We start from the raw sequence: 23,783 nt of genomic DNA on the forward strand, positions 1-23,783 counted from the left end.
AGCATAATTATTGTTATATTTCAACATTCATTCTTCATTTGCATTAGGGATTTATCTTAGCATAAGATGTTATAAAGCTTAACTACGTATAAAGCTTTTTAGGAAAGAGAGTGTTCCTGTTATAAGTTGTGACCCTTTAGCTATGACAATAAAGGTGAGTAACAGCGCACACAATGATATGAGAACTCCTAATATAGAGAGAAGCCCATCTTTACCCATAATACCAAGAGAAATAAAAGTTGTGCCAATTGCAGGAAGGAAGTGGGTAAAGGGTAGTGGAAGAGCTATTATTACTGCACAAAGTAACGTTGTAAGAGCTAAAATTTTTTCGCCAGGTCCATAGAAAATGAAAGATACTCTTGGCTTCATGGACTTTTCTATTTTTTTTAAAATAGGAGAAATTTTTTCTACTATGAGAATTACTATTGAGCGTTTAAGAGCTTTTTTTTCTAACCAATAAGGTACCCAAGGAGAATCAAGTCCGAATAAAAACTGCAGTGAAAGTAAGATTAGAGGTATAGAAAGTATAGTTGTATAACCAGGTAGCACAGGTATAGGTAGCGATAGTGGCAAGGAGAAGATAATCATTAAGATACTAAAACCGCGCTCATGTAAAGCTGTTTTGATGTCAAATAATGTTATTTCATTGCTGTTGGTGGTGTTGGTATGCACAATCTCTTTTAGAATATCGGAGGCTAATTTTTTATTTCTGATCAGCTTCTTACTTTTTTGCATAGTTGCCCTGGTGAAAATTACTAACTTTAAGCTAACATGATTGCTCTTGTGTTTCAATCTATATTTTAGTCTATACTTATTTTTGAATGAATGACACGCACCTTAGTACGTGTCACAAAGCATAAGGACGCTAACGATCTGGTTCGTTAGATGATAACTTCTCTGAATCCTTGAGTTCCTGTTTAAGGTTTTTAATGCCTTTTCCTAAATCACTCATAACTTGCGGTAACCTACCTGCACCAAACAGAACTAAGATTATTATTAAGACTAAAAACAATTGCCATGGTCCTAAACTCATTTGTACCTCCATTTAAAACGTTAAATTTAAGATATAAGAGCTTGACTTCAGTCAAGTGATGCATGGATTATATCACCTTTATTTAACTATAGGTTAAAATTTTTTGATCTATTTTGTAACAGTTTTAGGCTGGATTATTTTTAGTAGCAAATATAGTATGAAAAGAAAACTTCTTGACTAACTATAAAGTAAAAAATTAGCTGAAGAACTTTGCTGATGTGTGGTCTTTCAGTTTGTGATATATGTCACTGGAGACTCCTGATTGAATAATTTTGCCATTTTTCATTACATAGATAGAGTCTGCGACTTTTAATGCTTCTTGTGGGTCATGGGTTACCATTAGCACAGGGATATTTTTGCTTCTAAAAAGAGATAAGACGTGGTGTCTTGTTTGGCATTTAAGCATTATATCTAAATTAGAAAATGGTTCATCGAGCAACACAACATCAGGATTTTGTGCCATTACTCTTGCTATTGCAACTAATTGTTGCTGACCTCCTGACAAAGCGTTAGAGTACATGTTTTCATATTTTGCTATGTTTAATAGCTTCAAAATTTCTAATGCAGTAAGGTACTTTTCTTTTTTAGAAGCACTACGAATAGCAAAAGTTATATTCTCTATGACTGTTTTGTGAGGAAATAATGCAGAATGTTGAAAAATCAATCCTACATTCCTGTGCTCTATTGCAATTGATGTATTATTGCTTGCTACTAATCTGTCATTTATAAAAATGGCACCAGATTTTGGATTTTCTATTCCTGCAATTAACTTCAAAATTGTTGACTTACCACAACCTGAATGTCCTAATAGGCAGGTGACATTTCCTCGTTTTACTTCAATGTTTATATTGCTTAACGTAAAATCACCCTGGTTGCTATAAGAATAACTAATGTTGTTAATTAGCATTAACCTGAAACTATTTTATAAAAAATAATAACGTGATATTCAAGGAATGTACAGAAATGTTTTTGTTATAAGTTAGTTATAAAAAGAATCTAGAAAAATAAGGAGTTTTTTTGTTATGATCATGTGAAATAATAGGAAATACGGGGCTATAGCTCAGTAGGATAGAGCATTGGATTCCTAATCCGAAGGCCGTGCGTTCGAATCGCACTAGCCCTACTGTGATGCTCTGTTGACTTATTATGCTATTTTTATGTTTTTGAAGAGAATTATAGTTTAGCTTATAGTTGTATAAACACTACGGTGTTTGTGCAGGTACGGTAGGTAATATCATCTAAGATCTAAAAAAATAGATTCTAATATCTCACATATTGGAATTATGCCATTTGTTGTAAAAGAAAATTTCTATTTATGAATTGCTTTAATGTTTAAGAAGCTTACTAGGTAAAAAAGGCAAAAGACCTTATACAGCTAATTATCTGCTATCTATCTTACTTGTGTGTTGGCATTTTTAGTGCTTTTAAGTATTTAGTAAAGCGCAATTCATAATGCTAGCTATACGTGTTAGATAACATGTAAAAAATATATAGTGCAGGAAGTTAAATATGGCATATATGAAATTTTTTTGTAATGGGCCCATTACAAAAGTAGTACTGAAATTTTGGTATCATATAGGAGGGGTGGCAAAATTTGTCAAGTAGTTTTTGTTATTATGAGTCAGGTTGTTTTTAAATATATTGAGAGTTTTATTTATTATTTCACTTGTATTTACCTTAATTTGAGTATACTCTAATTTTGCCACTGTTTTAAATTGGCTTAATGCCTAGTTCAGGTAATATGTTGACAAATTTGCTAGCAATATTTTACTACTGATTATTAAGGCTAAGCTATCGGCTGACAATTTTATATTTTGCTTGTATATATCAATCTATAGTGTATGGGTCATTTATTAAATGGTACGCTTAGTTGTGCATACAATATTTATGCTAAAAACCTTATATTATTATCTGCTTCTATGTCGCTAACACCAGTAAAAAGCTATATATTTTATGGCAATTTTTGCAGCTTTTTTTATCTCAGATAATTTATTAACGGCAAAGCAGGTGAGAAAAATGGAGAGACTAGTACAAATAAATTTATCAATGCTTAAAGTATGCTTGATCTTTGTATCCTTAATTATTATTAGAATTATTATTAGGCTTCCAGCTCTTATAGTAGTTTTGTACTTTTTGGTTGGGGTGATATGCATCTTTTTTGATCGTCAAATTAAGAATATGTTTTACTTTCCTTGTTTTATCATTAACTGGCACTGCATTATCAGTATAATGAAGCCATACATGCCACTCCGGAGGTACTACTGTAGGTTCAGGAACACTGCTATATATAACCCACCTTTTTCCTGTACTTGACTCGTAGTAAGAATTTTTGTTTTTGTCTCTTCCTACAAATTTATCTTCTTTTCGTAATAAACATTTTATTACATTAGAAATTTTGGGTAACATAAAGCTATTAAAACAAAAAGTATTATATATACTAATGCTTTAACGCTCCGTTAACAATAATTTAATGCAATTGCCAATCTTACAAGTTATTATACCAATAATTGCATCAATGTTTTGCTCTTTTGTTAGAGAAGATAAAGTGTCGTGGTTTATCTCTTTTACTACAACAGCAGCTACTCTTTTTGTTTCATCGATACTACTTATGAAAACTTGTGATGGTGAAGTTATAACTTATTACCTTGGGGATTTTGCTCCTGCATACGGGATAGAGTTAAGGATTGATATGTTAAATTCCTTAATTCTAACTCTAGTAAATTTTATAGCGCTGATAAGTGTTCTTTATAGTTTTCGTGTTAACAAAAAGGAGATTAGCAAAAACAAAATCACTGGTTTTTACTCTTTATTTCTGTTGTGCTTAAGTGGACTGCTTGGGATTTTGGTAACAAATGATATATTCAATCTTTATGTTTTTTTAGAAATCTCATCTCTTTCTTCTTATGTGCTAGTTTCAATGGGAAAGGATAAAAAAGCTTTAGTTGCAGCGTTAGAATATCTGATTAGTGGAACGATAGGTGCAACGTTTTACTTATTTGGTATCGGGCTGTTGTATTCTATGACTGGTACGCTCAATATGTCTGATATGGCTGAGAGGATAGTGCCGCTATATGATAATAATATTATAAAGCTTGGCACATTGTTTATTTTTGTTGGTCTCTCAATCAAGATGGCACTGTTTCCATTGAGTAAGTGGCTAGTTAATTCATACAGTGAAGCTCCTAGTTTTATTAGTATATTTTTTTCGGGTACAGTAACTAAAGTTATGATATATGTTTTTATTAGAATCTTTTATACTGTTTTTCATCAAAACTTTTTTTTACTCAAACCACCATTAAACAACATAATAGTTACACTTGCACTTTGTGCTATTGTATTTGGGTCGATATTTGCAATGACTGCAAAAGACATGAAGAGGTTACTTGCTAACTCCAGTATTAGCCAGATTGGCTATATAGTTTTAATGCTGAGTTTAAACTCAAAAACAGGTTTGTTTGCAGCAGTTCTCCATATAATAAATCACAGTATAATAAAAACGTCTTTATTCATGACTGCAGGATGTATTTCTTATAAGTTTGACTCAACGAAAGTAGAAAATTTATCAGGACTCGAAAAATCAATGCCTTATATAACATTTGCGTTTACTCTGCTTGGATTAGCATTGATTGGTATGCCTTTAACTAGTGGTTTTGTAAGTAAGTGGTATATGATGAAAGCAATTATTGAATCTCGTGCATGGATTTCTCTTGTAGTTTTCGCTACAGGTTCTTTTCTTGCATTAATATATATATGGCAAACGGTGGAAAGAATGTATTTTGGGAATGATGCAACATTACACACTAGAATGACGCTTGGACAAGCTAATGAGGTGCCATTGCCTATGCTTTTTTGCTTACTATTTATGGCTGTTTTAACAATAGTAATTGGAATATATACTAATCCAGTTCGTTCAGTAGTTGAAAAATTGGTTTTTTGATTTTTACCTTTACTTCATGTTTTACTGTGCTATAAGGCATAAGAGCTTTTGCTATAGATAGGAGATAGATTGTGAAAAAGGTTCATTGGTTATTAGTTATTAATGTGATAGCTTTGTTTTGTATTGGTATTGTTATTCAATATTCTTCTGCTGGAGGGAAATGGGTGCCATTTGCAGTTCATCAGCTGGCTGTATTCTCTTTTTTTTTTCTACTAGCTATAGCTATGTCATTCATAGAGCTAAGTTTTTACTTAAAATATGCTTATTTTTTTTATATAGCAGCAATAATTGCACTGTTAGTAGTGAATTTTTTTGGTTTGTCTGTAATGGGTTCAACAAGGTGGATAAAAATCGGGTCAGTTAGTTTACAACCATCAGAATTTGCAAAAGTAGGATTGATGCTTGCACTTGCTCGTTATTTTAGTGAGCAAAGCTTGTATAAAATGATGGAATTTCAAAAATTGTTTAAGGCGCTTATAATTGTTTTCTTGCCTGTGTTCTTAGTATTAAAGCAACCGAATTTGGGCACAGCTATGATAATGTTATTTATAGGAGCATCAATTATATTTACATCAATAATAAAAGGGTACCATTTAATAGTTTTTGGGGTGTTTGGTATTCTTATGATACCAGCTATTTGGTCTTTTTTACGTCCCTATCATAAACAAAGGATACTATCGTTTCTGGATTCATCAACAGATCCGCTTGGAATAGGTTATACTGCACAGCAATCTCAGATAGCTATTGGTTCTGGAGGTTTGCTTGGTAAAGGATTTGTTAGTGGAAGTCAAACTCAACTTGGATTTTTGCCGGAGAGGTGTACAGATTTCGCTTTTGCAGTACTTGGTGAAGAGTGGGGATTCTTAGGTAGCATGGCTTTGGTTTTTCTTTATACTATGTTACTTGCAATAATATTCTTTATTGCTTATGGATCAAAAAATTACTTTTCTAAGTTACTATCTATTGGAATTTTTTCTTTTTTTGGTGCTCATTTTTTTATAAATATTGGGATGACAATAAGCCTTTTACCTATAATAGGGGATCCATTGCCGTTCCTATCTTATGGAGGGAGCACAACTGCTTCAAGCTTAATATGTATAGGATTACTGTTTAATTGTGTAACTTCTGAAGAGAATTTAAGGCTGAACTCCCGATTTTGCTCAGCAAGAAGATTTATAGTTAGGATATGATATCAGTACATATTCTTGCTCTATGGGGTACTTTGCCAGCTCTAGCCTTTAATTATTTCTCCTGGGGTAATTTCTTGTATAGTCTTCGACAGTGTGCCTAGGAACATGTAACTGTTAGAAACCTCTCAATAGACTTTGCTAACTTCTATTATCATAATATGTGAAAGGTGTTCGATTATCTTTGGTCTGTGTAGATTAAGCGGTAGAGTTATTACCATAATTAATATTTTGTATTTGATTTTTTATATTATGTGTATCTTGCGTTTTTATTACCTTGCCTGGGGGTGGGAAACTTGGACTTTTAAGTTTTCAACTGAGATGCGCTTGTAAGTAGTTTGAGGTAGTATGAAATGTTAATTTGCAAGGTTAGAAAGCAAAAAACTGTCTAACCACATGAATTCTTTTTCCTTTTTTCTGTCTGGTAAATTTCTTAGCTATTTATAGCTAAGGTAACTTAAAAGTTTCAAAGTGTTTTTCAATTAATGGAGTTAAAAAATTAAGTCCGGCTTAGCCAGATCTTAGGTTGGATAAAAAAGATGGTCTTGGTAAAATTCCTCTGTAGTGAGTCTTTTTAGTTTGAGCTATCAGTTTGCTTTTTTTATATTCTGATTTATTTGAATTTTTATATGAACTAATTGTCTTATATACTTTGTTTAACTTCTTTAAAGTTAGCTGCTGCAGTACATAACCCTATTACTACAGCAAAAGCTAAAGTGGTGAAAATTAAAAATCCCTCTGCCGACTTTTCTTTTTGTGTAATAGCGTGCAACTTGTCTAGCCTTTATGGATTTCATATAATAACTGCTGCAGTTTGTGCACTTTACTTTCTCTTTCAAACTCACTTATTTACTTTAGAGATACTCTAAGTAAGTTCTAGTGTAATTATTATATTTTATTTTTACAGCATTATATGTAAAATAATAACAAGTTTATATTATACGACGCTATGTAAACTTATTATTGTTAATATATAATAAATGGAAAGCTTGCAGCTAGATAAAATACAGAACGATGTAGAAAATATTTGGAGAAATAGAAATCAGCTTATTAACTGTAGTGTGAAAGTAACAGCAAAAGCTCCAATTAAAGAGGTAGTTAGGCTTCTCGAGTGTGGTAAAGTTAGAGTAGCAGAAAAGCTATCAAATGGGGAGTGGGTAGTCCATATATGGATAAAGCAAGCAATATTATTACACTTTCTTACTGAAAAAAGTAGAATGATAGGTAACAGTGATTGGTGGTTTGATAAGATCAGTAGTAGGTTTGATGGATGGAGTAAAGAAAGATTTCTCCAGTCGAAAATTAGAGTGGTTCCTGGATGTTTTGTCCGCCAGTCTGCTTACATAGGTACAAATGTTGTTCTTATGCCAAGCTTTATTAATGTTGGTGCTTATATTGGTTCAGGTACAATGATAGATACCTGGTCGACAGTTGGTAGTTGTGCGCAAATAGGAGAGAGTTGCCATATTTCTGGGGGAGTAGGAATTGGTGGAGTCTTAGAGCCTATTCAAGCTTCTCCAGTTATTATAGAGGATAATTGTTTTATAGGGGCGCGTAGTGAAGTGACTGAAGGTGTTATAATAAGAGAAGGATCAGTTTTAGGTATGGGGGTTTTTATTGGAGCATCAACAAAAATTATTGATAGAGAAACCGGTGAGGTACTTTATGGCGAAGTTCCGCCTTACTCTGTAGTAGTGCCAGGATCTACTTCACCTAAAAATAACATTTCAACCTATTGCGTAGTTATAGTAAAAAAGGTGGATGCAAAGACAAGGTCGAAAACCTCTGTAAATGAGATATTAAGGAGTTAGGTTATAATAATTATCCTATTAATTAGCTCTGATTTATTGGATTGAGTTTTGTTTCTATTAGAAAAATCTGCAATCTCGAAAATTCTGTTTTTGTCCACTTGTGCAAAGCTGTATGCTAGTACAGGGCTTAAAATTAAATAGTTTGGTTAATCTGACTAACTGTAATAGTAAAAAATTTTTTAAATAGCTCCAGACTTTACGTTGTTTGGGATCGATTGGATAGATTGGATAATGGATATTCTTCTTTACCTATAGGCTATTGAATATTCTCAAGCGCGATTGCTATGCCTTTTCTATAAAATAATTAATTTACTCTGAAAAACATCTGTTTCACTCTGTTCTATGTAATATGGTTATATGATAGACATATGCTTATCGCTTTATAATGGGCTGCTAGATTTTTTTTAGCGTAATATTCTGAATAAGATTTCTTTTGTGTTGTCTCTTTATCGGGATTTAGAATTAACATGGTTAGCAATCTTGTAGCATAGTTATCACTGTCATAGCATGTGCGAATTATTACATGTTAGTAGGTGCATCCATGATGCCTACAATAATTGTAGTAGAGCATTTTTTTCAGTTAAGAATCCAATTCACTGTGCTATTTTACAAGCCTTGTACTTTGGCACGTTTTTTGCCTCCGTGGTATATAAGTAATTATTCGTGTGCGGCTTATAAGTAACATTTTATCCATCATTATATGCTATTAGCTTCGCTTTAAATTTTCTACTTGCCATATTCAGAGTATAAAGTGTTTGAATAGCATTTTTAGTAATAAATATTCCTTTTGCTGTCCATTATTCAATAACTTAAGTTAAAACTATGTTATATAGTACCCTTTAACCTACTTAGTGCTTGGGAATAAAATTCTTTTCAATCATAGTGTGGAATGGTATTATAGTATTGAGTATACAGTTTCATAAAGAACTAGGCAGTGGCACTAAGATTAATGACAATGTTTTTTTGTTACTCAATCTTCATAAGGCAGCTAGCAATTTTAGAAGTAACTGGATAGTTTAGCATAAATTTAATCAAGTATAATATTTATGTTACGTTACTTTTATACTATGTTGATACAATTTAGATACACAACAGTTATGGATTGGGCATCTATATGATCTTAACGTAAGGTTTAGGTGGTAGAAAATGCTAGAGATGTAACCATACTATTTTTTTCTGGTATTTGTTTTATCACTATTGTTAATCACAGTTATAGCATATGTACATAACTCCGGAAGAGAGATTCCATTTTCTTTAGATAATTTGTGCAATTTTTGAAGGCTTTCTTTTACTTTACTAGGTATATTACCACCACGTTCCTTTGTAAGCCAGGAATCCTGATGGTGAATCGGATGAGTATCATTTTTTGGGTTTCCTATATATATCGCAAAAGGTGAAGTTTGTCCTCTGAAGTCACATTGCACAGTAAATTTTTTTATAGAGTTAGCCATCTAAAAAACCTCTAATTTTCTTCTTGATTGGTTTTACAGCTGGTGTAGGAGATAGTTTCCTTATAGAGTCTTGTTTACTGACAACATTTTCTTTGTCTATAAGAAATTGAAGAACGTCAGCTCTACTTAGTTGTGACTCTTTTGCTACTTTCATTCCATATTTTGCCATAATGTTAGCATGTGCTAGCACTTTTTTTGCTAATTCTAGGTCACCGTTCAGCATTTGAACTAGTGCTTGAAATACCTCCACTAAAGTTAGCCCATCAGTGCTTATAACTTTGTTTTTTGCAAAATTGGTAATTTCCTCGAGTTTATACTCAACACTGTCATCTGGGTTTATGGAAGTAGTGTGATTAATATCCTGATCATTCATAATTAAAGTACTATTGTTAGTAAGCTTTTAAGTTTATACTATACATGTAAATTACTCTACTAATTTGTATTGTGGCACATGATAATTAAACATTTATTAATGATATGCTCTCTTATATATGTAAATTAATTGATAAAAACCGAGGGTCAATACCTATTAGTGATTTCATGGGTGCTGTTCTATACCATAAAAAATATGGCTATTACATGAGTAGATCACCACTTGGTAAGAATGGTGATTTTATCACGGCGCCTGAAATCAGTCAATTATTCGGTGAAATAATTGCAGTTTGGGTAATGTATACATGGGAGAAATTAGGAAAGCCACTAAAATTTTCTCTAGTTGAACTTGGACCAGGTAAAGGAACACTTATTTATGATATAGTAAGGGTCACTAAAAAACATAGTAGTTTTTTTAGATCAATGGCCATTCACCTGGTTGAAATTAGTCCTACTTTACAAAGGATGCAGAAGGAAAAATTAAAAGAGTTAAATATTGATTGGCACATAGATGTTAATAACTTGCCGAGGCAGCCAACTATTTTTTTAGCAAATGAATTCTTTGATGCCTTTCCTATAGATCAATTTATATATCATAATGGTGGGTGGTATGAGAATAGAGTAACAAGGCAGGATGATAAGGTATCATTTCAGTGTTTGATGTTAGAATCTAGAAGGAAAAAATCGTGTATTCCAGTATTAGCTACTCAGGTGACAAATGGGAAACTTTTTGATGGTGCAGTGGTGGAAATATGTTCAGCTGGAATTAAAATACTAAAGAGACTTGAAGAAAAAATAGTTAATGATGGAGGAGCTGCCATAATTATAGATTATGGCTATGTATATCCTACATATAAAAGCACTTTACAGTCTATAGGACAACATAAGTATTCCAATTTTCTTGAAAATGTTGGTAATAATGATATTACTGCACTTGTGAATTTTCAAGCATTAAAGAGCTCATTAAAATATGTAGACTGTGAAATTTTAACTCAAAGAGAATTTTTATATCTTTTTGGTATAAAAGAAAGGGTGCAAGTTTTAATGGGAAATTCAGATAATGAACAGAAGAATAGAATCTTTAGTGAGTTTTTAAGGTTAACTGAAAATATGGGCACTCTCTTTAAGGTAATGTTAATTAATAATTAGTTAATATTTTATATACTTAAAAAGTGGTGTCAGCTACAGTTTCTGTAACCTTTTTATACACTCATCTCTACCAAGAGTTATCATTATATCAATGATTTTAGGTGCATTCATTGTTCCGGTTATGGGGGCACGTAATGAGTGGTACACATTACTTATTTTAATATCATATAACTTTGAAAACTCTTTGATCTGAGAGGATAGAAAGTTCTTGTTCCAGTTTTTATCACTAATGTTCGAAAGGAATGATACAAGTAACTTGATTATATCAAGGTTAGATTTAATGATTTGCTTGGCTTCTTCGTTTAAATTAAGTGGTGGATCTTGAATATAAAACTGTGCTAAATCCAATAATTCGTTTAGGTAGCTTGCTCTTTTTTTTAGTTCTGTTAATCCATGTAGTAAGTAATTCTTTTTTTTGTTGGTTAGAGTTTTTTTTCTAAGAATTAGAGCAATAATATCTGTATTACTCATATTATTAATATAATACTTGTTTAAGTACTCTAGCTTTTTAAAATCGAGGCGCGCAGGTGAACGACCAATGTTTTCCAAATTGAACCACTTTATTGCCTGCTCACTATTGATGATTTCATCGTTCCTATGACTCCAGCCAAGTCTAAGTAAGTAATTACGCATTGCCTCCGGCAATATTCCCATTTTTTCGTAGTCACAAATACTTATTGCTCCATGCCTTTTGGATAGCTTATTTCCATCCTCCTGATAAATTAATGGTACATGCGCAAAATGTGGAACATCAAAATCAAGAGCTTGGTATATCAGTAATTGTTTAAAAGTATTAGTGAGATGATCAGAACCACGTATTATATCAGTTATTCCAGCATCATGATCATCAACCACTACAGCAAAAATATAAGTTGGAGTGTTGTCAGAGCGTAAAATTACTATGTCATCAAGTTGGTTGCTATTTACTTTAATTTGACCATATATTCTATCGTTAACAACGATATCTTGTGAATCTGGTACTTTAAATCGGATAACAGGCTTTACATTTGATGTTACATTGAAACATCTATGCTTGTATATCTTTCTTTCCTCTCTTGCTTTTGCCTTCTTTTCTGCAACTTTATCCTCGGGGCAATAACAATGATACGCTTTATCTCTTTTGACTAAAAGATTTGCGACTTCAATGTGCCGCTCTATTCTTTTTGATTGGTATATTATTTCCCCATCGTAACTCATATCGAGCCATTTCAATCCGTCTATTATTGTATTAATTGCCTCTTGTGTTGAGCGTTTTCTGTCGGTGTCCTCGATCCTTAATAAAAATTTACCGCCATGATGCTTTGCATAGAGCCAATTGAATAAAGCAGTGCGAGCTCCACCAATGTGTAAATAACCCGTTGGCGATGGGGCAAATCTAGTGACTATGTTTGGCATGTTTGTCTATTACAGCAATGTGAGTGATTGTAGCTAAAGTTCATGATTATAACAATTTAGAATTTATTTATTTTGAAAGGCAAAAGTGTTTTATCTAAAGCTATAGGAAAAGAAGATAAAGATTAGGAAGAAGTAGAAAGATTAAAGGGTAAAGGGAGGATATATAAAAAATACTCGTGGGTAAAGGTTATATTAAGAATAATTAGAGAGTAATGGTAACACCTCTTTGTTTATTAGGTCTTGTAAAGAACGGAAGAAAGTTAGGTGAGCTATGTGAGCTATAGGCGTAGAAAGTAACTTAATATGTGATAAGAAATTTTGTTTGTGTTTATCCTTGTGCTTTTTATTTTTTTTGGTTCTCAATCTCTCTTACATTAGCCTTAGTAGCTGTAGTAGCTTCTAGATAATCTACTTATCTATTGTTTATGGCATGTAACAAGATATATGGTTTATATTATGAAAATAATATAATATCAGGTTCTAGTATTGTACAATTTTTAAAGAGTGGTTTAGCTATGACATAGGTTAGAAATCACTTAAGATGATAATATGGAAATTTGCTTTCTTAATTCAAGGAAGTAAACTTGTATGATGACAGAAAGAAAGTATTGTAAAATTTTAATAGCAAATAGGGGAGAAGTTGCCTGTAGGATCATTAAAACTGCCCATAGGGTGGGTATATCTTGTGTGTGCGTGTATTCAGATGCAGATATAAATTCTGTACATGTAAGACAAGCAGATGAGTCGAGATACATTGGCCCTTCGCCTTCTTGCTTGAGTTATTTGAACATTAAAAAGATATGTGAAGCAGCAGTTGAAGTAGGTGCACAGGCAGTTCACCCTGGTTATGGATTTTTGGCAGAAAATCCAGATTTTCCACGTGCTCTGCAAAGACATAATATAGATTTTATTGGCCCGAGTGCAGAAACAATAGAAGTGATAGCTAATAAAATAACAGCAAAAGAAGCAGCAAAAAGGGCTGGGGTCAATGCTGTACCAGGGTATATAGGCAAGGTCAATGATGCTGCCCATGCAGCTCGTGTTGCTGAAGAAATTGGATTCCCTGTTATACTAAAAGCTGCTTTAGGTGGTGGTGGTAAAGGCATGCGAGTTGTGAGCTCCAAGAGGGAAATTGAATTAGCATTTATATCAGCAACAAACGAAGCAGAGAAAAGTTTTAAGGATGGGAGTATTTTCATAGAGAAGTATATAGAGTTATCGCGGCATATTGAAATACAGATCATAGCAGATAAATATGGGAATGTAATATGTCTTGGAGAAAGAGAGTGTTCGGTACAAAGAAATAATCAGAAAATAATAGAAGAGACTCCAAGTCCGTTTATTAGTGAAAGGGTAAGACAGGGAATGTATGCCCAATGTGTTTCTTTGGCAAAGCAAGTAGGTTATTTTTCAGCAGGTACTGTTGAGTTTATTGTAGATAAAGATCAAAATTTCTATTTTCTTGAAGTAAATACTAGGTTGCAAGTTGAGCACCCAGTAACAGAGTTTGTAACCGGAGTAGATATAGTAGAAGAAATGATAAGAACTTCCTGTGGGGAAAAATTAAGGTTCAATCAAGATGATATTAAACTTACTGGATCTGCTATAGAAAGCAGAATTTGTGCTGAAGACCCATCGAAAAAATTTTTCCCTTCTAGCGGAAGAATAAAGTATTATGATAAGCCGGATGAAAATTTTTCTATATGTCCCCCTATTGTTTCAGTATCAAACACTGCAATCCAGGAAAAAAGTGAGTTAGTTTCAACATTGCATGCTGGAATGGGTAGCACTATTGGCTTTTCATCAAAGCAATTGCTGTGTAAGGAGTCCAATAACTTTCTAAGGATAGATGATGGAGTTGCTGCAGGCTCAGAGATTAGCATGTTCTATGATTCAATGATTACAAAAGTGATAACATATGGAAAAGATAGAATAGAGGCAATCGGCAGGATGCAAAAAGCGTTGTCTGAATGTTATATAGAAGGAGTAGCAAATAATGTAGAATTTCTGGAATCCATCTTTCATCATCCAAATTTTGTTGCAGCAAAACTTCACACAAGATTCATTTCAGACCATTATCCGAATGGGTTTCACGGTGACTTTATTACAGAAGAATATATTAAGATATTTATTTTTGCTGTACTATATGTTCATTTAGAAAATGAGGAAAGGTGCTATTATAGAGCAGTGAATGAAACATCTCTAGTGTCATTTAGGCATATGATGCTAGAATCTACAAAGAGAGAAGAATTGGTTTCAGCATCGGCTGCTCGGGTGACACCTTGTGGTGTTGGAATGACGCTCAGTAATATTGGGGCAATATCTAATAGTAGTGGAGTTATAGACAGACGTGCAAGAGATTTATTTATAGTGAAAGTAAATGGCAGCGAGTACTCCATAAATGCGAAGTATCAAAATAACATATTAACAACGGTATATAATCACAATATATACTCTGTAATAGGTAAGTGGAAATTAAGTTATAGATTACTATGTATCACAATTAATGATGACACTAGTATAACACTTAGAGTAGAAAGACAAGGCAGTAAACACTTTATAAGACATGCTGGAATGCAAGCTGAGTGTTCTGTATTTAAGCCTCATATAGCTAACTTAAGTAAATTTATGCTGAGTCATGAAACAGAAATAGTGACAGTAGATGCTGTAAAATCTCCAATATCTGGTTTATTAGTTAAGTTATGCATGAATGTAGGAGATCGGGTAAGGGTAGGACAACCTTTATTTGTTGTGGAAGCGATGAAAATGGAGAATATTATATGTGCTGAATCAGAAATGGTTATAAAAAATATTCCCGTTCAGGAAGGAAAGAATGTACAGGTTGGTGATGTGGTCTGCTTTCTTAAATAGCATAAAAAATATAAACCTGATCCAAATAAGATAAATGAAAACATTTGATGGGCAACGGCAACGGCTATTGGTATATACAATAATAAAGTAATTATCCCTAGAATTACCTGAATGATAACGGAGAGTAGCATAATATATACTGATTTTACACTAGTGTTTTTTATTGCAAGTATTATTGTTAAAACTAATATCAGCAGTGCTAGTGCTCGATGTATAAATTGCATTGTCGCTCTGTTCTCAAAGATATTAAGCCATATTGGTTGCAATGAAAATAAATCTTCTGGGATGATTTGTCCGTTCATTAGTGGAAAGGTATTATAAATTAAACCAGCATTTGATCCTGCAACAAAAGCGCCGAAGATTATTTGTATAGTAACTAGAGTTAGAATGAGCATTGTGTAATATATGCTACAATTAGTAAACTGAGATTCTGTCATTCTAGTACATAATACACAACTGTATGGATACTTGCTTTTAAAAGTAAATTGCATAGTAAATGGTGTTATTTCAGTACTTAGTACTGGAGTCCAGCTTTCACTATACGGCTGCTTGATATGTGCGTTTAAGGTTAAGTTTTCTGGATTCCAGTATCTGGTTATTGAGATGGCATCTTTCTTAGTGAAAATTGCTCTTATATTATAGTGTTTGTACAAGTGTGTACATAACACTGGGATCCATATTTGGTAATCAAAAAATTGGTATAATAGTAATGCAAAGATAACTAATGCTAACAGCAAGTGAAGTGCAAGCCTGTAGTGACTAACACATGGTTTAGATACCAAGCCACTTTTAACCATATACCAACCGGCAAGGGCTTGTAACACTCCAAACGATAGTGCTATAGATAGCCTTATTACTGCCTTTTTAGATATTCTCTTTTTCAGCAGAAAATATATAAATGGCAGAGCGAAGACTAAACCTATTAGTCTTGCAACCAATCTATGTATATATTCTATTAGATATATAGTACGAAACTCTTTCATGCTGATGCCATAGTTAAGTATTTTATATTCAGGTGTGACCTCATATTTTAATTTTTCTTGTAGCCAATCTTGTTCACTTAGTGGCAGTAATACTCCAGCAAGTGGTTTCCATTCCGTGATTGATAATCCTGCTTTTGAAAGTCTTGTGAACCCACCAATTCCCACCGTGAAAATCACCATAATAGAGCAGAGCAAGAGCCAAATGATTACGGATTTTGATTGCTTTTGTTCCATCATTATTGAAGATGAGTAATAAGTTTCTGCAAAACGAGGAAATTTGTAATATTATGTGTTTGATTATAGACAGGAGAAAATATCTATACTATATAAAAATATAAGGTATCTTTTATTGATTGACGGTTATTATCAAAAGAGTTAAGTTGGTAACTTATGCTATTATAAAATAATACAAAAATAATTTGTTTAAAATATGAGTTAACATTAATAAGAGTAATAAAGATGGAGTAGTTGGAAGTATAAAAGTGTAGAACTGGTGAAGAGTTTCAATAGCAAAATTCCTTCAAGTTAAGTATGTTTGTAAAGTGGCATTATCATTTTTAAATGGATAATGTAAATTTATATATAACCTTTGATTCGGTATATTCTTTGCTTAATTCAAACAAGTACAACAGTTGGTAATTTTCCAATATTTCCAAATTAGTGATTTTGGTTCTATATCTCATTTGTGTAAGTCTCAAATCTAGATTAGCATATTCAGTAATATTATGAACGTTATAGAAAAGTACTTTCCTTAAAGTTTTCACTGCAAAAATGTTTGTTTCTACTGCCTAGAGATAATGATATATTCATTTTCGAATAAGTGAAATGTTGAAACTAGTTTTATATTTTAGGGAAGAGATTTCATAAGAAAATTGAGGCTATAATTGTAGTAATTTAACCTTACCTGCCGCGCAGGCTGACTTATCCTTTATTAGATTCAATTAGTGTTTTCTCGATTATAATGGATCTGGCTTGTTACTTAAGTCGTATATTACCACACACTTTTTTCTGGTAAAGTTCATGTTATAATTGTATAACTTAGTTTCCATTTTAGGTAGTAATGAAACACTTTTATTACTTTAGAATATTACGGTAAAGTATATTTTTTCTGTCAAAAACTTTACATCTAATTTTGTTGGATAATTTGAACTTTTAATGTTTCAATTAATTGTTATATTACTGTACTATTCTTTGAATAATAGTCAACAAAGTGTTGTATGTGTAGAAAAAACCCTTTTCGTTTAATTTATTACAATCTATTTTGTGGTTGAAAATCACGTATAAGCTAAAAATTATAGTTATGAATTTAGATAATAGTTAGAACATCCAACTGCAAATGAAATATTAAAGCAAAGTATATGTACTTCTCTATCATGATTAAAATTGGAGCTGTAACAAAAAAGAAGCGGGAAATATTGCATTTAGTTAATGCTCTTAGGTGAGAGATTATGATTTTTGAATGTAAATAGTTACCTGTAGATTCTGAAGTGTTAAAGGTATAGGTTAAGGAAATCTCAGACTTGTCTATCACTTATAATGCGCAGGTATATCATAATGAACCTTAACTCAAGGATTGCTATCTCGACTTTGTGCTTTCAACCATAAAAAATAGCATTGTTTAATTTTTGCTAAGTAACTGTACTTATAATAGAGAAGATTTTTTTACTCTTGATGTAAGCTGAAATCAAACTCGATTTTTTTCTATATTGCGCTCTATATCGCTGGTAGAAAATCATTGTATTAAATCTAATGCAATTTTTTATTTAAGTCACGTGAAAGTGAAGATATAATATCGCTACTGCGCTTATCGTCATGGTGCACTTGTATTATTTTTTTTACAGCATCAGCGGCTATACTTGCTGTGCTAGCTTGTAAATCTTCAATAGCTTTTTCAACTTGGTCGGTGACTTTCTTTAGATGAAAACGTGCATTCTCATTCAACGTCTGATCCAATTGTTGTCTATTATACTTAATGATTCTATTAGCCTTATTAAGGGCTTCACTCATTGTTTTATTAACCTCCGCATCTAATTTTTTGTATTTTTCAGAAGACTTTTTATAATATTCTAACATATCTCTTTTAAATTTTTCAACCTCTTCATTTGTAAGTTTGCTCTTGTTACCTTTTTTATTAAGGGCGCTCTTTATTAGTTCTTTCAGCAGTCTATATGAAAGGATAAAACCTACTAAGAAAGCAAGGCCGATGATCATTGATGTAGACATAAAAACCTCTAAAATTCTTTAAATATTAAGTTAGTAACAAATTCCTCTTCAATTTCAGAATTAGTTAATTTATTGTAATAAATTAAAGCAATACCGGTAGCCATTTGCTTGAGTTCATTAATGTACTTAGATTTAAATTTTGCTACTTTTTCTTCAACAAGCTTGTTCATTTTTTTGTTTTCCTCTTCTATCGTGTTTTTCATGCTTATTCTCATTTCTTCTACTTGGACAAGTGCATTGTCTATAGCCTTTTTTGCTTGCATTTTAGCTTCATTTAGAACTAAGTTGTATCTAATAGCCTGATTTTCTATAAGCTTTAGGAGACAAATGGAACTATTAAAGGAATCTAATACTTTCTTGCTTCTAGTGTTTATTATTTCATCCAATTTTGGTAGAAATAAAAAGTTTACTATGAAAAAAAGCGAAGAAAAAAAAATCAAGAACCAAAAAACTTGAGAAAAGAAGGTTGAGACATCAAGTTGTGGCATATTAAACAACAAATATTAATAGCAATGCAAGTAAAAATGCAAATAATCCCATTGCTTCGACTAAAGCTGCTCCTGTATAGATATATTTTTTCATCTTGTCTTCTGACTCAGGGTTTCTTGCAAGTCCACTTAACATGGTAGAAAATATATTTGCTACACCAACACCGGCCCCGAGCATACCAAGCACACTTAACCCAATTGCTATAAACTTTAAAGCTGCTAAATCCATGTATTACCTTTAATCATTTCCTTATAAGCTTAATTATAAAATGCCTTAAAGGTAAAGTCAATTACTTTACTGTATCTGATAGATATACACATGTTAAGGAGGTGAATATATAGGCTTGTAAGATTGCAACAAATACTTCAAATCCTATTAAGGTAATTATAAACAAAAACGGTATAGGAGTTAGAGTTAAATGCATATTTATAATAAACCCTGCTATTACCTTAATAATTGTATGACCTGCAATCATATTCGCAGCAAGCCTGATTGATAAACTTATAGGTCTTGCGAGGTAAGCAAATAGCTTGATAAAAACCATTATTGGAGCAAGCCATAATGGAGTGCCTTCTGGTAACAATATACGTAAAAATTTTATTCCACTTTCTTTAAATCCAACAGCGGTTATGTAAACAAAAACTACTATCGATAAGGCAAAAGTAACTATTACATGACTTGTAACTGTAAAACTATATGGGAGGGTACCGACTAAATTACATGATAAAGTGAAAATAAATGCTGTAAATATCAATGGAATATGCTTTAAACCTTTACTTCCGGTGTTACTTTCTATTATTGAAACAACAAAATCGTATATATACTCAACTGCAGCTTGCAAATATCCTGGTATTATTGACTTCTGTCTTACTCCCAAGAGTAAGAAAAGTGTGACTGACACTACTGAAATCATCATAAAAAGAGATGAGTTAGTGAAATTTATGTTATACCCAAATAATCTAGGTAGCTCTATTATTGTGTATATTTTAAATTGTTCTAATGGATTTAATATCATTTTTATTATAAAAAAACTTAAGCTACATAATAAGTAGAGTATAAATTCTATAGAGTGAAGTCAAGAGTTAATATGGTATATGCTCTATAATACAGAGCATTTTTTACTTATTTTATTTTGAACTTATAATTCTCAGATACTATTTTCTGATAATTTGAAGTCATATTTATAGCATGGTTATAATCTTCACGATTAAGTTCAGTTTTATTGATAGATAAATCTTTTTAAAAACCATTTTTAAAATAATGTTACCGAAAATTATAAGGTAAACTGCCAACGTCCTTGGCCAGTTATTCTATTGGCTTTTTTCTATAGCTATCAGAGACGTTAAGTTATGTGCTAACATCTTTCTTGTTAGTTTTTTTGTATCCAAGATTAGTTTTGATAATTTTAAAAATTGGTTGACGAAAATTGGTTGATAATTGTATATATGTTCGATGCCGGCTTAGCTCAATTGGGTAGAGCAACTGACTTGTAATCAGTAGGTTGTCAGTTCAAGTCCGACAGCCGGCATGTACCCTAGTCAAGGATAGAGATATTTAAAATAAATAAGAAGAAGCCTATTAGCAAATAAATTTTCGAAGATATAAAGAGAGTAGTATGTAGGTAATTAAAGGTATAGCTAGAATTACCAGCAGGATCCTTGTTGGCAGGTGTTTATTATCCTCAGGTTATATCTATAACTATAAACTCTAAGATTTGGTTCTAAACTCTTTAAAAAGAGTATTAGAGCTATTACGTTTAAGTATATAGGAACGTTTTATAATAACTGCTATTTATGTTCTACTATTGACTTAATACCTTTCTAAATATTTTAATTTCTTTTTATAGAAAAACATTATAAGTTTTCTCTTCACTTTTTTCCAGTAAGATCGTTTTGACTAGTGCATAACTTTATCTATAGTTAAACATTTTTTAAATTACATATAAATATGAAGTATAATGTTCCATTAATATTCTTTAATGTTACTGAACACAAAGAGGGAAATATTCTTACTTAAGCTTGCACTAACATGAAATTTCAGATTAGTATTATGATGAGAATGGTAATGATAACTTGCTAGTAGGCTAATCCTTGTGTTCTTTAATAATTAAACCTTAATGAAAACTTTAAGTCTGATCTAGGATTTTTTGGTATAATACTGATCAAAAACAACACTAGATTTTTAGAGATTATTGCTCTGTCTAACGCTAAAGATAAGGTGAGCAACATAACTAGAACTTGTAATCTCTTTATACGAGGAAATATATACATGCTGAATATGTATTCTCTTATGTTTTTGAGAAAAATAATTATGAAATCATAAGATACACTACTCAGATTTTTTACATAACTATGTTTACTATCTTGTTTGGCACAGTATATATGGTTCGAATTTTGTTTTGATCGATTTTATTAGATACAGAGCTCATTGCTATTTTCTTCAATTCCTCTTTGGGCAAATTAATTGCTACCTTAATTATTGCACTCAATTTCCCGTTGATTTGCACTGCTACAGTTACTATCTTATCAGTCAGTAGTGACTTAGCAATTTCTGGCCAAGGCTGTAGGTACAGCATACCTTTACCACCTATTTCTTGCCATAGGCTTTCAGCTAAGTGTGGTATAAATGGCTCAATTACTCTGATTAATATGTGTATGCCTTCACCAATGAGTGATTTTCCATTTTCTGCATCTATTTCAGCTATTAAGTTCGTCATCTTGCGAAATTTTGCCACTGCGCAATTTAATCTGCAGCTTTCCAGGTCATCCGTAAGCCCGTATAGGAGTTTGTGTATTTTCTTTCTATATTCTAGAAGTTTGTCTGTAATATTTTTATCTGATGTTGTTTTAATGTGTGATAGTATATCTTCTTTCTTGGTCTTGGTGTCATCTGCTTGGAAGGTAGGAGATTGATTTTTGGTAACGATAGGTTTAAATCGCATTACCATACGCCATAATTTGTTTATATAGCGAAAACAGCCTTCTATGCCACTATCTGACCATTCTATATCTTTTTCTGGAGGAGTATCGGACAATACAAACAAGCGGGCGGTATCCGCACCGTATTTTTCTATGATAAAATTTGGGTCAACTGTATTCTTCTTGGATTTGCTCATCTTCTCGGCCTTACCAACTTGGATTTTTAAACCTAGTGCTACTAATTTTTTTGCTTCTTCAGGGAATAGCCACTTACCATGCTCGTCTTTATAAGTCGTATGACAAACCATTCCTTGAGTGATTAAAGTAGAGAAAGGCTCCTTAATGTTAAGATAACCGCATCTAGTTAAAGCGCGGCAAAAAAATCGTGAGTAAAGCAAGTGCAAGATTGCATGCTCTATTCCACCTATATAATAATCGACAGGCATAAAACGGTTACACGCATCCTTATTAATAGATTTATCTTCACTGCAGAATGCAGCAAAGTACCAAGAGGATTCAAAAAAAGTGTCAAATGTATCAGTTTCACGCTCCATTTGCTTCCCACATTTTGGGCAATCAACAAATTTCCATGTTGGGTGTTTATCAAGTGGATTACCACCGCTTATAAATTCTATATCTGTTGGCAGAGTTACAGGAAGGTTTTTTTCTGGTACTGGAATAGTACCACAATCTTTACAATGTATAATAGGTATAGGGCATCCCCAATAACGTTGCCTAGAAATTCCCCAGTCGTGTAGACGATAGTTTACCGTTTTTTTACCTATCCCTTTTTCTTCAAGCTTCTTGATGACTATTTCCTTTGCTTTATTAGCTGTTAATCCATTTAAGAATTCAGAATTAAACATCACTTCATCATTGATGTATGCTTCTTTTATGGTCTCTATGGTTTGTGTGCTCTCTTTATAAATTACAGGAATAATCGGTAGATTATATTTCTGTGCAAATTCAAGATCACGCTGATCATGTGCAGGGCATCCGAAAATTGCACCTTCTCCATATTCCATTAATACAAAATTTGCTACGTAGAGTGGTAACTTTTTATCAAGAAATGGATGTTTGACGTTTAACCCAGTGTAAATTCCAATTTTTTCGTTATTTTTTTCTTTGGTTTTCATATCATCAATAAAGCCCTGTATTTTTTCGTTTTTAAGATTCTGTATAATAGGATGCTCTGTTGCTACTGCGCAAAAGGAAGCTCCAAATAAAGTATGAGGGTGAATTGTAAAGATCTTTAATTTTTTATTTAAACCGATTATTTCGAATTCTATAGTGACCCCTTCGGATTTTCCTATCCAATGTTCTTGCATTGTTTTAACTTTTTCTGGCCAGTTTTTTAAATTTTGCAAGCACTTGAGTAAATCTTCAGCGAAATCGGTAGTCTTTAAGAACCACTGGGATAGCTTACGTTTTTCAATAACTGCACCGGAACGCCAGCCTTTTCCATTGATTACCTGTTCATTTGCAAGTACTGTCTGGTCTACTGGATCCCAGTTAACCCATGACTCTTTTCGGTAAGCAAGCCCATGCTTTAGAAAATCTAAGAAAAGTTTTTGTTCGTATTTATAATAGTTAGGCTCACACGTAAAGAGTTCACGTTCCCAATTATAAGAAAGGCCTATAGATTTTAACTGCACACGCATATTATCTATATTCTCTTTTGTCCAAATTGCGGGATTGATATTGTTATCCCTTGCTGCGTTTTCGGCTGGCAATCCAAACGCATCCCAGCCGATTGGGTGCAAAACCTCAAATCCACGAGCTCTCTTATAGCGTGCTATTACATCTCCTATTGTATAGTTACGTAAGTGTCCCATATGGATTTTACCAGATGGGTATGGAAACATTTCTAATACATAACATTTATTTTGTTTACTATTTTTATTTACAGAGAAATTCCATTTATTTTGGTAAAATTTTTCAATATTTTTAAAATCATATTTCAT

Annotated in this window: 18 protein-coding genes and 2 tRNA genes; 7 read left to right on the plus strand and 13 right to left on the minus strand. The window is 32.4% G+C overall.

The genetic code is table 11. The features are described 5' to 3' along the window. Positions 1-78: 78 nt before the first annotated feature. The 3 genes from GOY12_RS00675 to GOY12_RS00685 all read right to left on the minus strand — a co-directional run bounded on the left by GOY12_RS00675 (position 79) and on the right by GOY12_RS00685 (position 1,940). Positions 79-735: an exopolysaccharide biosynthesis protein gene (locus GOY12_RS00675; protein WP_175818177.1), complete on the minus strand. Its 657-nt coding sequence runs from the start codon at positions 733-735 to the stop codon at positions 79-81. A gap of 130 nt (positions 736-865) precedes the next feature. Further along, a complete protein-coding gene (tatA, locus tag GOY12_RS00680; RefSeq protein WP_175814381.1) occupies positions 866-1,033 on the minus strand; it encodes a twin-arginine translocase TatA in 168 nt (55 codons plus the stop codon). 196 nt (positions 1,034-1,229) lie between these two features. Then, positions 1,230-1,940 carry an ABC transporter ATP-binding protein gene (locus tag GOY12_RS00685; RefSeq protein WP_175818178.1) on the minus strand — a complete coding sequence of 237 codons (711 nt, stop codon included), beginning with the start codon at positions 1,938-1,940 and terminating at the stop codon, positions 1,230-1,232. A 142-nt stretch (positions 1,941-2,082) separates the two neighbouring features. Between GOY12_RS00685 and GOY12_RS00690 the strand changes: the two genes are divergently transcribed. Further along, positions 2,083-2,156: transfer RNA gene (locus GOY12_RS00690), tRNA-Arg, on the plus strand. A 953-nt stretch (positions 2,157-3,109) separates the two neighbouring features. On the opposite strand, the gene GOY12_RS00695 is transcribed toward GOY12_RS00690, so the two are convergent. Then, a complete protein-coding gene (locus GOY12_RS00695) occupies positions 3,110-3,439 on the minus strand; it encodes an NADH-ubiquinone oxidoreductase subunit NDUFA12 family protein (RefSeq protein ID WP_175818179.1) in 330 nt (109 codons plus the stop codon). Between the two features lie 64 nt (positions 3,440-3,503). Here GOY12_RS00695 and GOY12_RS00700 point away from each other — a divergent pair, with 64 nt between their 5' ends. From GOY12_RS00700 to dapD, 3 genes are all read left to right on the plus strand, one after another. Beyond that, on the plus strand, positions 3,504-4,970 hold the full coding sequence (locus GOY12_RS00700; RefSeq protein WP_175818180.1) for a proton-conducting transporter transmembrane domain-containing protein: 1,467 nt from the start codon (positions 3,504-3,506) through the stop codon (positions 4,968-4,970). 71 nt (positions 4,971-5,041) lie between these two features. Next, positions 5,042-6,160 (plus strand): rod shape-determining protein RodA, encoded by a 1,119-nt coding sequence (rodA, locus tag GOY12_RS00705; protein WP_246214391.1) that lies wholly within the window; start codon positions 5,042-5,044, stop codon positions 6,158-6,160. A gap of 977 nt (positions 6,161-7,137) precedes the next feature. After that, positions 7,138-7,968 (plus strand): 2,3,4,5-tetrahydropyridine-2,6-dicarboxylate N-succinyltransferase, encoded by an 831-nt coding sequence (dapD, locus tag GOY12_RS00710; protein WP_175818181.1) that lies wholly within the window; start codon positions 7,138-7,140, stop codon positions 7,966-7,968. Positions 7,969-9,134: 1,166 nt separating this feature from the next. Here dapD and GOY12_RS00715 read toward each other — a convergent pair. Both GOY12_RS00715 and GOY12_RS00720 read right to left on the minus strand, forming a co-directional pair. Continuing rightward, complete coding sequence (locus tag GOY12_RS00715) at positions 9,135-9,419, minus strand: DUF2610 domain-containing protein (protein ID WP_175818182.1); 285 nt, start codon at positions 9,417-9,419, stop codon at positions 9,135-9,137. Further along, positions 9,412-9,792 (minus strand): hypothetical protein, encoded by a 381-nt coding sequence (locus GOY12_RS00720; RefSeq protein WP_175818183.1) that lies wholly within the window; start codon positions 9,790-9,792, stop codon positions 9,412-9,414. The genes GOY12_RS00715 and GOY12_RS00720 overlap by 8 nt, the downstream gene beginning before the upstream one ends. Before the next feature lie 104 nt (positions 9,793-9,896). Here GOY12_RS00720 and GOY12_RS00725 point away from each other — a divergent pair, with 104 nt between their 5' ends. Further along, positions 9,897-10,940 carry a class I SAM-dependent methyltransferase gene (locus GOY12_RS00725; protein ID WP_175818184.1) on the plus strand — a complete coding sequence of 348 codons (1,044 nt, stop codon included), beginning with the start codon at positions 9,897-9,899 and terminating at the stop codon, positions 10,938-10,940. A gap of 33 nt (positions 10,941-10,973) precedes the next feature. Here the strand turns inward: GOY12_RS00725 and gltX are convergent, their stop codons facing one another. After that, complete coding sequence (gene gltX, locus GOY12_RS00730) at positions 10,974-12,335, minus strand: glutamate--tRNA ligase (RefSeq protein WP_175818185.1); 1,362 nt, start codon at positions 12,333-12,335, stop codon at positions 10,974-10,976. Positions 12,336-12,926: 591 nt separating this feature from the next. Between gltX and GOY12_RS00735 the strand changes: the two genes are divergently transcribed. Next, positions 12,927-15,206 carry an ATP-binding protein gene (locus GOY12_RS00735; RefSeq protein ID WP_175818690.1) on the plus strand — a complete coding sequence of 760 codons (2,280 nt, stop codon included), beginning with the start codon at positions 12,927-12,929 and terminating at the stop codon, positions 15,204-15,206. Here GOY12_RS00735 and GOY12_RS00740 read toward each other — a convergent pair. The 5 genes from GOY12_RS00740 to GOY12_RS00760 all read right to left on the minus strand — a co-directional run bounded on the left by GOY12_RS00740 (position 15,155) and on the right by GOY12_RS00760 (position 19,916). After that, positions 15,155-16,426 (minus strand): COX15/CtaA family protein, encoded by a 1,272-nt coding sequence (locus tag GOY12_RS00740; RefSeq protein ID WP_369406210.1) that lies wholly within the window; start codon positions 16,424-16,426, stop codon positions 15,155-15,157. The genes GOY12_RS00735 and GOY12_RS00740 overlap by 52 nt on opposite strands. Before the next feature lie 1,509 nt (positions 16,427-17,935). Next, entirely contained in the window at positions 17,936-18,412 is a 477-nt protein-coding gene (locus tag GOY12_RS00745; protein ID WP_175818186.1) for a hypothetical protein, read from the minus strand. A gap of 8 nt (positions 18,413-18,420) precedes the next feature. Continuing rightward, positions 18,421-18,900, minus strand: coding sequence for a F0F1 ATP synthase subunit B family protein (locus GOY12_RS00750; protein ID WP_175818187.1), 480 nt, complete (start codon positions 18,898-18,900; stop codon positions 18,421-18,423). Position 18,901: 1 nt separating this feature from the next. Continuing rightward, positions 18,902-19,129, minus strand: a complete 228-nt coding sequence (locus tag GOY12_RS00755) for a F0F1 ATP synthase subunit C (RefSeq protein ID WP_175818188.1) — start codon at positions 19,127-19,129, stop codon at positions 18,902-18,904. Positions 19,130-19,190: 61 nt separating this feature from the next. After that, positions 19,191-19,916 (minus strand): F0F1 ATP synthase subunit A, encoded by a 726-nt coding sequence (locus tag GOY12_RS00760; protein ID WP_175818189.1) that lies wholly within the window; start codon positions 19,914-19,916, stop codon positions 19,191-19,193. Between the two features lie 439 nt (positions 19,917-20,355). On the opposite strand from GOY12_RS00760, the gene GOY12_RS00765 reads away from it, so the two are divergent. Continuing rightward, a tRNA-Thr gene (locus GOY12_RS00765) sits at positions 20,356-20,429 on the plus strand. Positions 20,430-21,242: 813 nt separating this feature from the next. Here GOY12_RS00765 and leuS read toward each other — a convergent pair. Then, positions 21,243-23,783, minus strand: coding sequence for a leucine--tRNA ligase (gene leuS / locus GOY12_RS00770; RefSeq protein WP_175818190.1), 2,541 nt, complete (start codon positions 23,781-23,783; stop codon positions 21,243-21,245).

The sequence above is a fragment of the Wolbachia endosymbiont of Dirofilaria (Dirofilaria) immitis genome (assembly GCF_013365455.1).
Classification (GTDB): domain Bacteria; phylum Pseudomonadota; class Alphaproteobacteria; order Rickettsiales; family Anaplasmataceae; genus Wolbachia.

Bases quoted from the DNA above. Each gene is read 5' to 3' on its own strand.
- GOY12_RS00695 (WP_175818179.1), bottom strand. From the start codon at position 3,439: ATGTTACCCAAAATTTCTAATGTAATAAAATGTTTATTACGAAAAGAA.
- tatA (WP_175814381.1), bottom strand. From the start codon at position 1,033: ATGAGTTTAGGACCATGGCAATTGTTTTTAGTCTTAATAATAATCTTA.
- leuS (WP_175818190.1), bottom strand. From the start codon at position 23,783: ATGAAATATGATTTTAAAAATATTGAAAAATTTTACCAAAATAAATGG.
- GOY12_RS00725 (WP_175818184.1), top strand. From the start codon at position 9,897: ATGCTCTCTTATATATGTAAATTAATTGATAAAAACCGAGGGTCAATA.
- GOY12_RS00740 (WP_369406210.1), bottom strand. From the start codon at position 16,426: ATGATGGAACAAAAGCAATCAAAATCCGTAATCATTTGGCTCTTGCTC.
- dapD (WP_175818181.1), top strand. From the start codon at position 7,138: ATGGAAAGCTTGCAGCTAGATAAAATACAGAACGATGTAGAAAATATT.
- GOY12_RS00760 (WP_175818189.1), bottom strand. From the start codon at position 19,916: ATGATATTAAATCCATTAGAACAATTTAAAATATACACAATAATAGAG.
- gltX (WP_175818185.1), bottom strand. From the start codon at position 12,335: ATGCCAAACATAGTCACTAGATTTGCCCCATCGCCAACGGGTTATTTA.
- GOY12_RS00700 (WP_175818180.1), top strand. From the start codon at position 3,504: ATGCAATTGCCAATCTTACAAGTTATTATACCAATAATTGCATCAATG.
- GOY12_RS00715 (WP_175818182.1), bottom strand. From the start codon at position 9,419: ATGGCTAACTCTATAAAAAAATTTACTGTGCAATGTGACTTCAGAGGA.
- GOY12_RS00755 (WP_175818188.1), bottom strand. From the start codon at position 19,129: ATGGATTTAGCAGCTTTAAAGTTTATAGCAATTGGGTTAAGTGTGCTT.
- GOY12_RS00675 (WP_175818177.1), bottom strand. From the start codon at position 735: ATGCAAAAAAGTAAGAAGCTGATCAGAAATAAAAAATTAGCCTCCGAT.
- GOY12_RS00685 (WP_175818178.1), bottom strand. From the start codon at position 1,940: ATGCTAATTAACAACATTAGTTATTCTTATAGCAACCAGGGTGATTTT.
- GOY12_RS00750 (WP_175818187.1), bottom strand. From the start codon at position 18,900: ATGCCACAACTTGATGTCTCAACCTTCTTTTCTCAAGTTTTTTGGTTC.
- GOY12_RS00735 (WP_175818690.1), top strand. From the start codon at position 12,927: ATGACAGAAAGAAAGTATTGTAAAATTTTAATAGCAAATAGGGGAGAA.
- GOY12_RS00720 (WP_175818183.1), bottom strand. From the start codon at position 9,792: ATGAATGATCAGGATATTAATCACACTACTTCCATAAACCCAGATGAC.
- GOY12_RS00745 (WP_175818186.1), bottom strand. From the start codon at position 18,412: ATGTCTACATCAATGATCATCGGCCTTGCTTTCTTAGTAGGTTTTATC.